The sequence below is a fragment of the Terrabacter sp. 01T434 genome (genome assembly GCF_056398545.1).
In genome coordinates this window covers 98,269-112,982 of sequence record NZ_JBFTPP010000004.1, presented here as the reverse complement: position 1 = coordinate 112,982, position 14,714 = coordinate 98,269, and the positions used below count along the sequence as shown (strand labels likewise).

The 14,714-nt window shown below is 73.0% G+C and carries 13 protein-coding genes; 9 read left to right on the top strand and 4 right to left on the bottom strand.

Features of this window, described 5'->3' with window-relative positions:
• The first annotated feature begins 6 nt into the window (after positions 1–6).
• The 5 genes from AC1DIW_RS10100 to AC1DIW_RS10080 are packed head-to-tail and all read left to right on the top strand — an operon-like array spanning position 7 to position 4,996.
• Positions 7–1,092: an energy-coupling factor transporter transmembrane component T gene (locus tag AC1DIW_RS10100; protein ID WP_478107901.1), complete on the top strand. Its 1,086-nt coding sequence runs from the start codon at positions 7–9 to the stop codon at positions 1,090–1,092.
• On the top strand, positions 1,089–2,711 hold the full coding sequence (locus AC1DIW_RS10095) for an ABC transporter ATP-binding protein (RefSeq protein ID WP_478107899.1): 1,623 nt from the start codon (positions 1,089–1,091) through the stop codon (positions 2,709–2,711). The genes AC1DIW_RS10100 and AC1DIW_RS10095 overlap by 4 nt, the downstream gene beginning before the upstream one ends.
• Positions 2,708–3,565, top strand: a complete 858-nt coding sequence (locus AC1DIW_RS10090; RefSeq protein ID WP_478107897.1) for an ECF transporter S component — start codon at positions 2,708–2,710, stop codon at positions 3,563–3,565. The genes AC1DIW_RS10095 and AC1DIW_RS10090 overlap by 4 nt, the downstream gene beginning before the upstream one ends.
• Positions 3,562–4,200 (top strand): bifunctional adenosylcobinamide kinase/adenosylcobinamide-phosphate guanylyltransferase, encoded by a 639-nt coding sequence (locus AC1DIW_RS10085; RefSeq protein ID WP_478107896.1) that lies wholly within the window; start codon positions 3,562–3,564, stop codon positions 4,198–4,200. The genes AC1DIW_RS10090 and AC1DIW_RS10085 overlap by 4 nt, the downstream gene beginning before the upstream one ends.
• Complete coding sequence (locus AC1DIW_RS10080) at positions 4,193–4,996, top strand: adenosylcobinamide-GDP ribazoletransferase (protein WP_478107894.1); 804 nt, start codon at positions 4,193–4,195, stop codon at positions 4,994–4,996. The genes AC1DIW_RS10085 and AC1DIW_RS10080 overlap by 8 nt, the downstream gene beginning before the upstream one ends.
• Before the next feature lie 307 nt (positions 4,997–5,303).
• Here the strand turns inward: AC1DIW_RS10080 and gcvT are convergent, their stop codons facing one another.
• Entirely contained in the window at positions 5,304–6,422 is a 1,119-nt protein-coding gene (gcvT, locus tag AC1DIW_RS10075) for a glycine cleavage system aminomethyltransferase GcvT (protein WP_442278318.1), read from the bottom strand.
• 122 nt (positions 6,423–6,544) lie between these two features.
• Here gcvT and AC1DIW_RS10070 point away from each other — a divergent pair, with 122 nt between their 5' ends.
• Positions 6,545–8,014, top strand: a complete 1,470-nt coding sequence (locus AC1DIW_RS10070) for a leucyl aminopeptidase (protein ID WP_442278319.1) — start codon at positions 6,545–6,547, stop codon at positions 8,012–8,014.
• Between the two features lie 73 nt (positions 8,015–8,087).
• Here the strand turns inward: AC1DIW_RS10070 and AC1DIW_RS10065 are convergent, their stop codons facing one another.
• Both AC1DIW_RS10065 and AC1DIW_RS10060 read right to left on the bottom strand, forming a co-directional pair.
• Positions 8,088–8,276, bottom strand: a complete 189-nt coding sequence (locus tag AC1DIW_RS10065) for a DUF5302 domain-containing protein (protein ID WP_442278320.1) — start codon at positions 8,274–8,276, stop codon at positions 8,088–8,090.
• 170 nt (positions 8,277–8,446) lie between these two features.
• Positions 8,447–8,794, bottom strand: coding sequence for a hypothetical protein (locus tag AC1DIW_RS10060; RefSeq protein ID WP_478107892.1), 348 nt, complete (start codon positions 8,792–8,794; stop codon positions 8,447–8,449).
• A gap of 204 nt (positions 8,795–8,998) precedes the next feature.
• Between AC1DIW_RS10060 and lpdA the strand changes: the two genes are divergently transcribed.
• Genes lpdA through AC1DIW_RS10045 form a run of 3 tightly spaced genes read left to right on the top strand, consistent with a single transcriptional unit; the run spans position 8,999 to position 13,196 of the window.
• Positions 8,999–10,378, top strand: a complete 1,380-nt coding sequence (gene lpdA, locus AC1DIW_RS10055; RefSeq protein WP_478107890.1) for a dihydrolipoyl dehydrogenase — start codon at positions 8,999–9,001, stop codon at positions 10,376–10,378.
• A 31-nt stretch (positions 10,379–10,409) separates the two neighbouring features.
• Positions 10,410–12,263: a 2-oxoglutarate dehydrogenase, E2 component, dihydrolipoamide succinyltransferase gene (gene sucB, locus AC1DIW_RS10050; RefSeq protein WP_478107888.1), complete on the top strand. Its 1,854-nt coding sequence runs from the start codon at positions 10,410–10,412 to the stop codon at positions 12,261–12,263.
• 24 nt (positions 12,264–12,287) lie between these two features.
• Positions 12,288–13,196, top strand: coding sequence for a TIGR01777 family oxidoreductase (locus tag AC1DIW_RS10045; RefSeq protein WP_478107887.1), 909 nt, complete (start codon positions 12,288–12,290; stop codon positions 13,194–13,196).
• On the opposite strand, the gene AC1DIW_RS10040 is transcribed toward AC1DIW_RS10045, so the two are convergent.
• The gene (locus AC1DIW_RS10040; RefSeq protein ID WP_478107885.1) at positions 13,174–14,712 is read right to left on the bottom strand and encodes a serine/threonine-protein kinase; all 1,539 of its coding nucleotides are present in this window, start codon (positions 14,710–14,712) and stop codon (positions 13,174–13,176) included. The two genes, AC1DIW_RS10045 and AC1DIW_RS10040, sit on opposite strands and share 23 nt — an antisense overlap.
• Positions 14,713–14,714 lie beyond the last annotated feature (2 nt).

Sequence of the window (14,714 nt, the reverse complement as noted above, 5' to 3'; positions counted from 1 at the left end):
ACCACCGTGACGCGGCTCCCGCTCAAGGCCCGCCTCCAGCACCCCGCAGCCTGGTGGCTGTGGGGTGTGGGGCTGGCCACGGCGGCATCGCGCACGACCAACCCGGTGCTGCTGCTCCTCGTCATCGGCGTCTGCGTCCTCGTCGTCAGCGAACGCCATGACCCGGCGACGGTCAACCCGCTGCCGGCCTTCCTCGTCATCGGCGCCGTTCTCGTCGCCTTCCGCATCGTCATGACCGCGCTGCTCGGCAACGGGATCGTCGGTGAGACGGTCGTCGTGACGCTGCCGAGCGTGCCGCTGCCCGACTGGGCCGCGAGCATCCGCATCGGTGGCACCGTGACGCTCGAGTCGCTGCTGTATGCCGCCTACGACGCCCTGCGCCTCGCCGCGGTCCTCGCCTGCCTCGGTGCGGCCAACGCGCTCGCGAGCCCGCGTCGGCTGCTGCGCTACCTGCCCGCCACGCTCTACGACGTGGGGACGGCCGTCGTGGTCGGACTCACGTTCGCCCCTCAGCTGCTGACCGACGCCCGGGACGTGCGGGCCGCTCGCACGCTCCGCGGCCGCGACGGTCGGGGGCTGCGCGAGATGGCCCGTCTCACGGTGCCCGTGGTCGAGACCGCGTTCGAGCGGTCGCTGGGACTGGCCGCGTCGATGGAGTCGCGGGGCTACGGCCGCGCGGTCCGCTCGACCACGACGAGCCGGAGGGCCGCCACGGGGCTCGCGCTCGCCGGCCTCGTCGGCGTCCTCGCTGGCCTCTACGGCCTGCTCGACTCGTCGGCCGGCGGCGTGCTCGGGCTACCGGTGCTCGTGCTCGGGGCCCTTCTCGCCGGCTCGAGCCTGGTCGTCGGCGCCTCGCGCGACCCGCGGTCGGGTCACCGCCGCGACCGGTGGACGTGGACCGAGACCATGACGGTCGTCGTCGGCGCCGTGCCGGCCGCCGTCCTCGTCGTCGCCTCGGCGCGCGGCTGGGAGGGCCTCGTCCCCAGCCAGCGGGCCGAGCTGCCTGCCGTCCCCCTGCTCGCGGTGCTCGCCGCCCTCGTCGCCGCGTCGCCCGCCTGGTTCACACCCCGTCCCCGGGAGGTCGCCTCGTGATCACCTTCGAGCACGTGTCGGTGCAGTATGCCGGCGCCCCCGCCCCCAGCCTCCATGACGTCACGCTCGCGGTACCCGAGGGCGAGCTCGTCCTCGTCGTCGGTCCCACGGGCAGCGGCAAGTCGACCCTGCTGCGCACCATCAACGGGCTCGTGCCGCACTTCAGCGGCGGCACGCTGACGGGCCGGGTCACCGTCGACGGGCTCGACACCGCCGAGCACCGCCCGCGCGACCTCGCGACCGTGGTCGGGCTCGTCGAGCAGAACCCGTCGTCGACGTTCGTCACGGACGTCGTCGAGGACGAGGTCGCCTACGGCATGGAGACGATGGGCCTGGACTCGACGACGATCCGCCGCCGCGTCGAGGAGACGCTCGACCTCTTCGGCCTCACGCCGCTGCGCGCACGGTCGCTGCGCACCCTCTCGGGTGGCCAGCAGCAGCGTGTCGCGATCGCCGCCCTCTTCGCCGCAGGACCCCGGGTGCTCGTGCTCGACGAGCCGACATCGGCGCTGGACCCCGTTGCCGCAGAAGAGGTCCTGGCCTCGCTCCATCGCATCGTGCACGACCTCGGGGTCACGGTCGTGCTGGCCGAGCACCGGCTCGAGCGGGTCGTCCATCACGCCGACCGCGTGGTCCTCGTCGACGACGGGCACGTGTCCGATCTGCTCGACCCCGCCGAGGCGATGCTGCGCTCGCAGATCTACCCTCCCGTCGTGGGGCTCTCGCGCCTCGTCGGATGGTCGCCCACCCCCCTGTCGATCCGTGACGCCCGCCGCAAGGCGGCCGGCCTGCGCGATGCCCTCGGCGCCAGCACGCCGCGCCCCGCGGCCGACCTGCGCGTCATCGGCCCCGGCGACGCCGTGCAGCTCTCCGGCGTCCGGGTCTCGCGGGGTGGCCGGGTCGTGCTCGACGGTGTCGACCTCGACGTGGCCCGCGGGTCGGTGACGACGTTGATGGGCCGCAACGGCGCCGGCAAGTCGACCCTGCTCGGTGCCATCGCGGCACAGCACCGGCTCGTCGGCGGGCGAGTGCGGGTCGGGGCCCAGGGCCTCGACCCGCACGCCCGCCCGCCGCGGGAGCGGGTGCGCACCGTCGGGCTCGTGCCCCAGCAGCCGGAACTGCTCCTCTACGCCGACTCGGTCGCGGCAGAGTGCGCAGCGGCCGACGAGGACTTCGCGGCGGCAGCCGGCACGGCTCGCGCCCTGCTCGACCGCATCTCCGGCGGGATCGACCCCACCGTTCATCCACGGGACCTGTCCGAGGGGCAGCGGCTCGAGCTCGCGCTCGCCGTCATCCTCGCCGGGTCGCCCGAGGTGCTCCTGCTCGACGAGCCCACGCGTGGCCTCGACTACGGCGCCAAGAAGCGTCTCGGCGAGGTGCTCACCGGACTCGCGGCCCAGGGCACGACGGTGCTCCTCGCCACCCATGACGTCGAGCTGGCGGCCGAGGTCGCCGATCGCGTCGTCATCCTCGCCGACGGCGAGGTCGTCACCGACGGGCCCGCCCGCGACGTCCTCGCGTCGTCGCCCGCGTTCGCGCCGCAGGTGACCAAGGTGCTGCTCCCCCAGACCTGGCTCACCGTCGCCGAGGTCGCCGGTGCGCTCGCGAGGATCGCATGACCGGCCGTCGGGTGATCCCGCTGCGGTGGCCGGCCGTCGTGGCGGTGGCCGCGGTCGGTGTCGTCGGGGTCGTGGCGTTCACCTGGCCCTTCTTCGTGACAGGGGACTTCGCCCGCGACCACGGCAACGACGCGCCGTGGTTCTTCGCCGTCCTCCTCGGGCTGCTCGCAGTCGTCTGTCTCGCCGAGGTGACGGCCGGCCGCCTCGACGCCAAGACGATCGCGGTCCTCGGGGTGGCGGCAGCAGCCGGCGGCGGCCTGCGGCTGCTCAGCGCCGGCACCGCGGGCCTCGAGCCGATGTTCTTCGTCGTCATCGTCGCGGGCCGCGTCCTCGGTCCCGGGGTCGGCTTCGTCTCCGGCGCGCTGGCCGTCACGACCGGTGCCCTGCTGACCGGCGGGGTCGGTCCCTGGCTGCCGTTCCAGATGATCTGCGCCGGCGGCATCGGCCTCGGCGCCGGCGTGCTGCCGGCCCGAGCGGGAGGACGCGCCGAGCGATGGGTGCTCGCGGCATACGCCCTCGTGACCGGACTGGGCTTCGGGCTCGTCATGAACCTCTGGTTCTGGCCGTTCCTCGGCGCCAACTCCCCCAGCGGCATGGGCTTCGTCCCCGGTGCTCCCCTGAGCGAGAACCTCGCCCACTACGGCCTCTTCTACCTCGCGACGTCCCTCGGCTGGGACCTGCCCCGCGGCGTGCTCAACGCCGTGCTCGTCGTGGTCGCAGGCCCGGCGCTGCTGCGGGTCTTCCGGCGCGGCGCCCGCCGAGCAGCCTTCGGGGTCCCCGTCGTGTTCCAGCCGGCGACCGCCGCGGAGGCCCGCCCTGGCACGTCGCTTCCCGACGCGGAGCGCCCGCGGTGAGCGGGCGACCAGACGGCGGCGCGATCGACGCGACCGGTGCGTCCGGCGTCGGCGCGGCCCGGACCACGACCCTGGTCACCGGCCCGGTCCGCAGCGGCAAGAGCCGGCACGCCGAGGACCTGCTCCGGGACCACTCCGACGTCACCTATGTGGCGACCGGGCGCCGGGCCGACCCGAGCGACCCGGAGTGGAGCCGGCGCGTGCACGCGCACCGCGGGCGCCGGCCCGAGTCCTGGCTGACCGTCGAGACGGTGGACGTGCCGCGCGTCATCGCCGGCGCCAGAGGGCCCGTGCTCGTCGACTGCCTCGGGACGTGGATGACCGCCGTCGTCGACGACGCCGGGTGGGACGACCTCGAAGCCGCATCGGCGGCGGTGGCTCGTCAGGGCGCCCAGCTCGTCGAGTCACTCTGCACGGCAGCGGTTCCCGTCGTGGTCGTCACGAACGAGGTCGGGTGGTCGCTCGTGCCCACGACGGCGTCCGGACGGCTCTTCCAGGACGAGCTGGGCCGGCTCAACGCCCTCGTCGCCGGTGTGGCCGCTCGGGTGCACCTTGTCGTCGCGGGTCGCGTCGTCGACCTCAGTGACGCTCCCGTCGTGCCCCGGGAGCCGAGGCCCAGGACCCTCGATGCGTGACGCCTGGCGGCTCGCGGTCGGCACGTTCACGGCGTTTCCGGTCGATCCACCCGGCCGCGTCGACCGAGCGGTCCTCGGCCGCGCCATGCTCCTCGCACCGCTCACCTGCGCGCCCGTGGCGGTCCTCTGGAGCGCGTTCGGCGCGTTGTCCACGACGGGGTGGGCGCCCGCGGGGGTCGTCGCCGTGCTGGCGCTCGTCGTCACGGCACTGCTCTCCCGCGCCCTCCACCTCGACGGCCTCGCCGACCTCGCCGACGGGCTCACGTCGGGCCATGACCCGGCGCGGTCACTCCAGGTCATGCGGCGTGGAGACACCGGACCGGCCGGCGCGGCAGCCCTCGTTCTCGTCCTCCTGCTCGACGCCGCCTGCCTGACCGTCCTGCTCGGCAGTGCGACCGGGACGACGCTGGCCGTCGTGGCCCTCGTGGCCAGCCGTCTCGCCTGCGCCGTGTGCGCGCGCGACGGCATACCGTCCGCGCGCCGGGAGGGGTTGGGCCAGGGCGTGGCGGGCACCGTGGGCAGGTCCAGCCTGGTGGGGCTGGTCGTGGCCGTCGGAGCCGGCGCCGCCGTCGTGAACGCCTGGCTCTCCCGACCCGGTGTCGCGTGGTGGGCGGCGGCGCTGGCCGGCCTCGCCGTGGTCCTCACCGCGGCTGCTGCGGCCGTGGTGGTCCGCCGCCAGGCCGTGCGGCGCCTCGGCGGCGTCACGGGCGACGTCTTCGGAGCAGCCATCGAGGTTGCCCTCGCCACCGCCCTCGTCACGGCAACCGTCGCCGTGACGGCCCTGCACCGCCCCTGACGACCCCTCCTCAACCGTCGAGAGGCCAGCTGTTGCCGCCCCGCCCCGGTCGAGAGGCCAATAATGGCCGGCCGCTGATGGCCTCTCGACGGTTGCTAGGCGGCCACACGTGGCCTCTCGACGGTTGGCAGGCGGCCACACGTGGCCTCTCGACGGTTGGCAGGCGGCCACACGTGGCCTCTCGACGGTTGGCAGGCGGCCACACGTGGCCTCTCGACGGTTGGCAGGCGGCCACACGTGGCCTCTCGACGGTTGGCGGGTGGCAGCGTCAGGGCACCACCCGGCATACGCCACCGAGGGCACGGGGTCAGCCCTCGCGGACCTGCACCTGGACGAAGGGCGGCTTGACGACCGTCGCCTCGAGGGCGCGACCGCGCACGTCGATCGACACGGTCTCGCCGTCGGCGATCTCGGGGTTGAGGAGCGCGAGCGCGATGCCCTGCTTGAGGGTGGGCGAGAACGTGCCCGAGGTGACCTCGCCCGCCGCGGAGCCCTGGAACGACACGGTGCAGTGCGCGCGCGGGATGCCGCGACCGGTCACGAGCAGGCCACGCATGAGGCGCGTCGGGTTGGCTCGCTCCGCCTCTAGCGCCTGCTTGCCCCAGAAGGTCTCCTTCTTCCAGCCGACGGCCCAGCCGGCGCGGGCCTGCACAGGCGAGATCTGCAGCGAGAGGTCCTGGCCGTGGAGCGGGTAGCCCATCTCGGTGCGCAGCGTGTCGCGGGCCCCGAGCCCGCACGGCTTGCCGTCGAAGCGTGCCACGGCCTCGACGAGGGCGTCCCAGAGGGCCGGGGCGTCGTCCCAGCGCGGGACGAGCTCGTAGCCGCGCTCCCCCGTGTAGCCGGTGCGGCACACGATGACGGGGACGCCCTGCCAGTCCGCCTCCACGAACGACATGTAGTCGTGGCCCGTCGGCAGGCCGAGCGACTCGAGCACCTCGTCGCTCTTCGTGCCCTGGACGGCGATGACGCCGTAGTCGCGGTGCCGGTTCGTGACCGTGATGCCCTCGGGCGCGGCGGCCTGCAGGCGGCGGACGACCTCGGCGGTGTTGGCGGCGTTCGGGATGAGGAAGACGTCGTCGTCGGACTTGAGGTAGACGATGAGGTCGTCGACGACGCCGCCCGACTCGTCGCAGCACAGCGTGTACTGCGCCGACCCGGGCTGGATGCGCCGCACGTCGTTGGTCAGGCAGGCGTTGACGAAGTCGGCGGCGCCCGGGCCGGTCACCGAGGCCTTGCCGAGGTGGCTCACGTCGAAGACGCCGACGCGCTCACGCACCGCGGTGTGCTCGGCGACGACGCCACCGCCGGGGTACTCGATCGGCATGTCCCAGCCGCCGAAGTCGGCCATCTTGGCGCCGAGGGCGACGTGGCGGTCGTGCAGGGGTGAGGTCAACGGGGAGGTCGTCCCCGACGTCGCTGTCGTCATGGGCGCCAACCTACCGCTCGGCAGTCCGGCCACCGCCGCTCGTTATCATTCGAGCGACGCCCCGGACCCTCGGGACGCGCTGAACTCGTGCGCCCGCAAGCACCTCGACAAAGGAGTCCCTCGTGGCCAACCTGACCATCTCGAACCGCTCGGCCGCCGACACCCCGGCCGACGCCCTCGTCGCGGCGCTCGTGCCGGGTGAAGGCGGCGCGATGCTGGCGCCCGGCCACGGCCTGCCTCGCAAGTCGGTGTCACACCTCAAGTCCGTCATCGCAGACCTCGAGCTGGCCGGCAAGGTCGGCGAGGTGACGACCCTCGCCGCCGTGCCGGACGTCGCGGCGAAGCTCGTCGTGCTCGCCGGTGTCGGGGCCCTCTCCAGCGAGACGGGCGCCCTCGAGGACGTCCGGAAGGGCATCGGCGGCGCGATCCGCTCCCTGAGCAAGAAGAAGAAGGTCGCCGTCATCGTGCCGGGCACCTCGGTCGAGGTCGTCTCCGCCGTGGCCGAGGGCGTGGCCCTCGGGGCGTATGCCGTGTCCAAGGCGGGCACGACGAGCACCGACGCCGTCGCCTCGGTCGCGCTCGTCGGTCCCGCCGACGCAGCCTCGCGCAAGGCCGTCAAGCGTGCTGCGGCGCTCGGCGAGGCCGTCGCGTACACCCGCGACCTCGTGAACCTCCCGCCGAACCTGCTCTACCCGGAGACGTTCGTCGACTCGCTCGCCGACCGCGTCAAGGGCACCAAGGTCAAGCTCAAGTCCTACGACATGAAGGCGCTGCGGGCCGGTGGCTTCGGAGGCACCGTGGGCGTGGGCCAGGGTTCGGCCAACGACCCGAGGATCGCCGTCCTCAGCTACGCCCCGGCCCGGGCCAAGGCGTCCATCGCGTTCGTTGGCAAGGGCATCACGTTCGACTCGGGCGGCCTCTGCATCAAGCCCGCGAACGGCATGCTGACGATGAAGTGCGACATGGCCGGGGCCGCCGCGGTCGCGGGGGCCGTCCTGGCCATCGCCGAGCTCGGTCTGCCCATCGCCGTCACGGGCTACCTCGGCCTGGCCGAGAACATGCCGAGCTCGACGGCGCAGCGCCCGAGCGACGTCGTGACGATGCGCGGCGGCAAGACCGTCGAGGTGCTCAACACCGACGCCGAGGGGCGCATGGTGCTCGGTGACTGCATCGCCCTCGCGTCGGAGACCAAGCCCGACGCGATCGTCGACATCGCGACCCTGACCGGCGCCCAGGTCGTCGCGCTCGCCAACACCGGGGCCGTCATGGGCAACGACGACGCCTTCCGCACCCGGGTGCTCGAGGCGGCGGCGGCGGTGGGCGAGGCGATGTGGCCGATGCCCCTGCCCCAGGAGCTGCGTCCGGCCCTCGAGTCCATCAACGCCGACCTGGCGCACAAGGGTGGCGTCGAGGGCGGCATGCTGACGGCCGGCATCTTCCTGTCCGAGTTCGTCGGCGAGGGCATCCCGTGGAGCCACCTCGACATCGCCGGGCCCGCCTTCAACGACAAGGCGCCGACGGGCTACTGGCCCAAGGGCGGCACGGGCTTCGGCGTGCGCACCCTGGTCGGGCTCGCCGAGTCCTACGTCTGAGGCGTTCCAGCTCGTCTCGCGCGAAGAGGCCACGTTCCGCAGGGGACGTGGCCTCTTCGGCTACCAGGGTCGGTCAGCCGCCGGACTTGCGACGGAACATCTGCTGGGCCTTGGCGGGGCCGTGCGCCCCGTGCACCTTGGAGTGGTCGTGGTCGTCGGAGACGTCCTTGCCACCGTGCGCGTGCTTCTTGTCGAGGGCGGCCCGGAACTTGGCCTTCATCTCCTCGCTCGGACCGCTGGATGCGCCATCCTGCTTCGACATTCGAGAACCTCCTGTGTGCTGCGGCGCCGGATCCGGCACGGACTGAACATCTTTCACCCTGTCAGCGAACCGGGGCCCGGTCCACTCTCTTTCCTCTGCACCCCGCCGACAAGCGAGCCGACGAGGCCGTATGCCGCGTCGCCACGTCGCCGTGCGGGCGTGTCACTCGGTCAGGCGTCCCCCTGCCGACGGCGCTTGCTCCACTCACGCATCCGGTTCGGGTAGCCGGTCTGGTTGACGTCGTAGACGGGAACGCCGAGCTTGTGGCTGATCTCGAACCCGTCCCTGGGCGAGGCCACCGCGCGGCGCGTCCACTCGCCGTCCCAGGCGATGAGCACGATCGTCGTCGGCGTGACGCTGGTGGCGGGCTCGACGTAGGCCTCGACCCCGAGACGGGACTCGACGAACGACCGCAGGTGCTGCTCGACCGCCTTGCGGTCGATCTCCATCTTCGGCCCGTCAGAACGGCCGGGACGCGTGTCGCCCTTGCCGCCGCCGCGTCGTGAGAACCAGCCCATGTCGGCACTGTACGTGGTCGCCCCGTGCACACCGGCGCAGCACGCGCGGGCGCGACGACCTGCCTGTGCCGTCTCACAGGATCAATGACAAGATGCTGTTGCACGACCGGCCGTACGCTCACTCGCGCGTACTCCCGCACGTCCCCCGTTCGGCTGCTGCACGACGGCAGGAGCGGACGATCCACCCCGAAGGAGCACATCCACATGTCGGCTGATGCCGCCAGCGACTACGACGTCGTCATCCTCGGTGGGGGGTCGGGCGGCTACGCCTGCGCCCTCCGGTCGGCAGAGCTGGGGCTCTCGGTGGCACTCGTCGAGAAGGGCAAGCTGGGGGGCACGTGCCTGCACCAGGGCTGCATCCCCACCAAGGCACTGCTTCACGCCGCCGAGGTCGCCGACGTCGCGCGTGAGGGTGCGCAGTTCGGGGTCAAGACGACCTTCGAGTCCGTCGACATGACGGGCGTCAACGCCTACAAGGACGGTGTCGTCTCCCGACTGCACAAGGGGCTCCAGGGCCTCGTCAAGGCCGCCACCATCGACTACGTCGAGGGCGCGGGCGTCCTCGACGGCCCGCACACCGTGGTCGTGGGTGACCGCCGGCTCACCGGGCGCAACGTCGTGCTCGCGACGGGCAGCTACGCGAAGTCGTTGCCCGGTCTCGAGATCGGCGGCCGCATCATGACGAGCGAGCAGGCCCTCTCCCTCGACCAGGTGCCGGCGCGCGTCGTCGTGCTGGGCGGCGGCGTCATCGGCGTCGAGTTCGCCTCCGTCTTCCGGAGCTTCGGCTCCGAGGTGACGATCGTCGAGGCGCTGCCCCGACTGGTCGCCGCCGAGGACGAGACCATCAGCAAGCAGCTCGAGCGGTCGTTCCGCAAGCGCAAGATCTCGTTCAAGACCGGCGTCCGCTTCGCCGGCGCGAGCCAGCACGGCGACGTGGTCACCGTGTCCCTGGAGTCGGGCGAGACCATCGAGGCCGACCTGCTGCTCGTCGCCGTCGGCCGTGGGCCCGTCACCGACGGGCTCGGCTACGAGGAGGCCGGAGTCACCGTCGACCGCGGCTTCGTGCCCACCGACGAGCGCCTGCGCACCAACGTCGACGGGGTCTACGCCGTCGGCGACATCGTCCCCGGCCTCCAGCTCGCGCACCGCGGCTTCGCCCAGGGCATCTTCGTCGCCGAGGAGATCGCCGGTCTCGGACCGGCACCCATCGTCGAGAGCGGCATCCCGCGTGTCACGTACTGCGACCCCGAGATCGCGAGCGTCGGCCTGACCGAGGCCCAGGCGCGCGAGAAGCACGGTGACGTCGCGACGTACGAGTACAACCTCGGCGGCAACGGCAAGTCCCAGATCCTCGGCACCCAGGGCTTCGTCAAGCTCGTGCGCCAGGTCGACGGACCGGTCGTCGGCGTCCACATGATCGGTGCCCGGATGGGTGAGCAGATCGGCGAGGCACAGCTCATCGTCAACTGGGAGGCACACCCGGAGGACGTCGCCGGTCTCATCCACGCACACCCCACACAGAACGAGGCTCTCGGCGAGGCACACTTGGCCTTGGCGGGTAAGCCCCTGCACGCACACGCTTGAGCCAGAAACTGGGAAGAGGAGAAAACACGTCATGTCAGAACGCGTGACCATGCCGGCCCTGGGTGAGTCAGTCACCGAGGGGACCGTCACCCGCTGGCTGAAGAACGTCGGTGACCGCATCGAGGTCGACGAGCCGCTGCTCGAGGTCTCGACGGACAAGGTCGACACCGAGATCCCCTCCCCCGTGGCGGGCACCCTCCAGGAGATCCTCGCCCAGGAGGACGACACCGTCCCCGTCGGCGCCGACCTCGCCGTCATCGGAGACGGCAGCGCGCCGGCCTCCGGTGGCGAGGCCCCGGCCGCCGAGGCGCAGCCGGAGCCCGAGCAGGCCCCCGAGGCGGCGGCTGCCCCGGCGCCCGAGGCACCGAGCACCGAGCAGGAGCCGCAGGCGGCGACGAGCGAGCCCGAGGCCCAGCAGGCCGAGCAGCCGCAGGCGGCCGCATCCTCCTCCTCCGGCGGCGAGGGCCAGACCGTCACGATGCCCGCTCTCGGTGAGTCGGTCACCGAGGGCACCGTCACGCGCTGGCTGAAGTCCGAGGGCGACGAGGTCGCCGTCGACGAGCCTCTCCTCGAGGTCTCGACCGACAAGGTCGACACCGAGATCCCGTCGCCGGTCGCCGGCACCCTGACCAAGATCCTCGTCCAGGAGGACGACACGGTGCCGGTCGGCGCCGACCTGGCCGTCATCGGTGGCAGCGCTCCCGCAGCAGCATCCGCGCCCGAGCCCGAGAAGGCCCCCGAGCCCGAGCCTGAGCCCGAGCCCCAGAAGGCGCCGGTCGCCGAGGCTCCGGCGGCTCCGGCGGCTCCCAAGGCCCCCGCACAGGAGACGTCGGAGGAGGCGACCCAGGAGGCCGCCGGCAAGCCGGCCGACGCCGAGCGCCCCCCGGCCCAGCAGTCCCCCGAGGCGACCGCACCGGCCGCCGCGGCACCGTCACGCGACGACGCCGCGGCCTACGTCACGCCGCTCGTGCGCAAGCTCGCGAACCAGCACGGTGTCGACCTCAACGCCATCACCGGAACCGGGGTGGGCGGCCGCATCCGCAAGCAGGACGTGCTCGACGCGGCCGAGGCCGCCAAGGCCCCGGCCGAGCCGGCCCCGGCTGCACAGCCGGCCGCCTCCGCCGCTCCGGCGGCCCCTGCCGCGTCTGCCGCACCGAGTGCGACGGCGTCGGTCTCGCCGAAGCGTGGCACCCGGGAGAAGATGACCAGGCTGCGCAAGGTCATCGCCACGCGCATGGTCGAGTCGCTGCAGGTCTCCGCCCAGCTGACCACCGTCGTCGAGGTCGACCTGACCAGGGTGGCGCGCCTGCGGGCCAAGGTGAAGAGCGACTTCGAGGCCCGCGAGGGCACCAAGCTCAGCTTCCTGCCCTTCCTCGCGCTCGCCGCCACCGAGGCCCTCAAGGCGCACCCGATGGTCAACGCGAGCATCGAGGGCGACGAGGTCGTCTACCACGGCAGCGAGAACCTCTCGATCGCGGTCGACACCGAGAAGGGACTCATCGTCCCGGTCGTCAAGAACGCCGGCGACCTCAACATCGCCGGCCTCGCCCGCGCGATCGCCGACGTCGCCGCGCGCACGCGCAGCAACAAGATCACGCCTGACGACCTCGCCGGCGGCACCTTCACGATCACCAACACCGGTAGCCGTGGCGCGCTGTTCGACACGCCGATCATCAACCAGCCCCAGGTGGCCATCCTCGGCACCGGTGCGATCGTCAAGCGCCCCGTCGTCGTCACCGACGCCGACGGCGGCGAGACCATCGCGATCCGCTCGATGATGTACCTCGCGCTGTCCTACGACCACCGCATCGTCGACGGGGCGGACGCCGCTCGCTTCCTCGGCACGATGAAGGCCCGGCTCGAAGAGGGCCAGTTCGAGGCCTGAGGTCCACCGCATGAGGAGCACGCCATGACGAAGCGCGTCGCCATCACCGGCTCGTCCGGTCTGATCGGCGGCGCGCTTCGTCGTGCGCTCGCAGAGCGGGGTGACGAGGTCCTCCGCCTCGTGCGTCACTCCCCCGCCGCCCCGGACGAGGTCCAGTGGGACCCCGCCCGTGGGCGCCTCGACGAGACGGCGCTGGACGGGGTCGACGCGGTCGTCAACCTCGCCGGTGTCGGCATCGGTGACCGCCGCTGGAACGCCGAGCACAAGCGTGAGGTCGAGCGGTCGCGCACCGACGCCACCGGCACGGTCGTGCAGGCCTTGGTCGCGCACCGTGACCGCACCGCCGTGGCCATCCGTCTCGTCAACGCCTCCGCGGTCGGCTACTACGGCGACCGCGGCGAGGAGCACCTCACGGAGACGAGCGCGCCGGGCCAGGACTACCTCTCGGGTGTCGTCGTGCGCTGGGAGGGCGCGGCGCAGCCGGCCGTCGACGCCGGGCTCCCCGTGGCGTTCGCCCGCACCGGTCTCGTCATGGCCCAACACGGCGGCGCGTTCGAACAGGTGGTGCTGCTCGGCCGGCTGGGCCTCGGCGGCCCGATGGCGTCGGGCCGCGAGTGGTGGCCGTGGATCACCCTGGTCGACGAGGTGCGGGCCATCCTGCACCTCATCGACCGCCCTGAGCTCGTCGGACCGTTCAACCTCGCCGCGCCGGGATCCGCCCGCCAGCGGCAGATCGCGTCGGCCATCGGCTCCGCGCTGTCTCGTCCGGCGTTCGTCCCGGCGCCCCACTTCGCGTTGCGTGCCGTCATCGGCGAGTTCGCCGACTACGTCATCGCCAGCCAACGGGTCGAGCCCGAGGCGCTGCTGGCCTCCGGGTTCACCTTCGAGCACCCCGACCTCGAGGGCGCGGTCAGGTGGCTGGTGCGGCGCTGATCGCGCTGATCCGCCACCCCTGTGCTCCACGCACGATGCGGAAGTCGAGCCGACGCCCCACGTCGGCGGCCCTGTCGAGACGGGCGCCCGTGGACGTGACGACGACGTATGCCGTCCAGTCCACCCGGGCACGCACCACCGCCTCCGAGGGCGAGCCGGACACGAACAGGGCCTCGGCCACCTCGAGCCGGAGCCCCTCCCACCGGATGCGCGCGCCCACGAGCCCTGCGACGAGGGTCCGGTCGCTGGCGAGGCTCGGCGAGCCAGGTGCGTGGACGTCCGCCAGCGCAGCCTGATCCCGAGCGACCAGCGCGGCGGCGCGGCGGTCGCTGAGGGCCTGCAGCAGCTCCTGGGTCCGCGCAGCCGGACTCGTGGCGTCGCGGAGCACGCGGCCGTCAGCGCTCGGCGGGGGTAGCGCGGGTGGCGGTGCAACGGGTGCGGGCGGTGCCCCCGGGCCGGTTGCCGTCCGGGTGGCGACCGGGGCTGGTGGGGTTGCGACAGGTGCCGTTGGGGTTGCGACGGGGCGCACGTCTGGCCCGCGTGCCGCCAGCGCCCAGCCTGCTGCGGCCAGCAGCGGAGCCGCGACGACGGCCGAGACGACGAGCCGTCGGGGCCAGCGGCGCCGTGGAGGCTGGATGACGCAGGGGTCACGACCGGCGTCTGCGCGGAGCCGGTGCGTCAGGGCCGAGGCCTCGTCCGAGCCGACCACGACCTCCACCGGTTCGGGCTGGACCGCGTCGTAGAAGAGCCGGGCGAGCTCGGCAGCACCGGGCCGGAGCCCGGGCTCGGGGTCGATGGCCGCAGCGACGACGTCGGCGAGGCCGGCTCCGACATGGCTGACGACCGTCTCGTGGTCGAGGCGGATCATGGTGTCGGGTGCGCCGTTGCCGGTCAGGCAGAACCAGGCGACAGCACCGAGGGCATAGACGTCGGCGGCCTCGTTCGGCTCGGACCCAAGGCGAACCTCGGGGGCGACGAACCCCGGTGTGCCGTGCACGGCACCGGGCTCACGCCCCGCCACGCGCGCGGCCCCGAGGTCGAGCAGCACGGGGCGCCCGTCGGGGGTCACCGTGATGTTGGCGGGCGAGATGTCGGCGTGCAGACCACCGGCCGCGTGCAGGTGGGCGACGGCCTCGCACACGGGGGTGAGCACGGTGACCACCTCACCCGGCCGCAGATGACCGCGGCTGCGCACCATGCCGACGAGCTGTGCTCCTCGGACGAGATCGAAGACCAGCGCCTCGCGGCCGTCGGCGAGCGGGACCACCGACCGCAAGGGCACGAGATGGTCGTGCTGCACGGCGAGCAGGACCTGCTGCTCGGCCATCGCCTGGTGCCGGTCGATCTCGTCGCGGCCCCGGTGAGGCACCTTGATCGCCACGCGCCGCCCGGCCGCATCGGTGCCCGACCACACGACGGCCGAGGAACCGGTCCCGATCACGGCCTCGACACGGTGCCCCGGGATCTCGGGCCGTGCCGGAGACCGCGGGTCCCGCGGTGGCTCGTTGTCGGTCATCC

Coding starts and splice junctions, on each gene's coding strand:
- AC1DIW_RS10090 (WP_478107897.1), top strand. CDS start 2,708: ATGACCGGCCGTCGGGTGATCCCGCTGCGGTGGCCGGCCGTCGTGGCG.
- AC1DIW_RS10080 (WP_478107894.1), top strand. CDS start 4,193: ATGCGTGACGCCTGGCGGCTCGCGGTCGGCACGTTCACGGCGTTTCCG.
- gcvT (WP_442278318.1), bottom strand. CDS start 6,422: ATGACGACAGCGACGTCGGGGACGACCTCCCCGTTGACCTCACCCCTG.
- AC1DIW_RS10065 (WP_442278320.1), bottom strand. CDS start 8,276: ATGTCGAAGCAGGATGGCGCATCCAGCGGTCCGAGCGAGGAGATGAAG.
- AC1DIW_RS10060 (WP_478107892.1), bottom strand. CDS start 8,794: ATGGGCTGGTTCTCACGACGCGGCGGCGGCAAGGGCGACACGCGTCCC.
- lpdA (WP_478107890.1), top strand. CDS start 8,999: ATGTCGGCTGATGCCGCCAGCGACTACGACGTCGTCATCCTCGGTGGG.
- sucB (WP_478107888.1), top strand. CDS start 10,410: ATGTCAGAACGCGTGACCATGCCGGCCCTGGGTGAGTCAGTCACCGAG.
- AC1DIW_RS10045 (WP_478107887.1), top strand. CDS start 12,288: ATGACGAAGCGCGTCGCCATCACCGGCTCGTCCGGTCTGATCGGCGGC.
- AC1DIW_RS10040 (WP_478107885.1), bottom strand. CDS start 14,712: ATGACCGACAACGAGCCACCGCGGGACCCGCGGTCTCCGGCACGGCCC.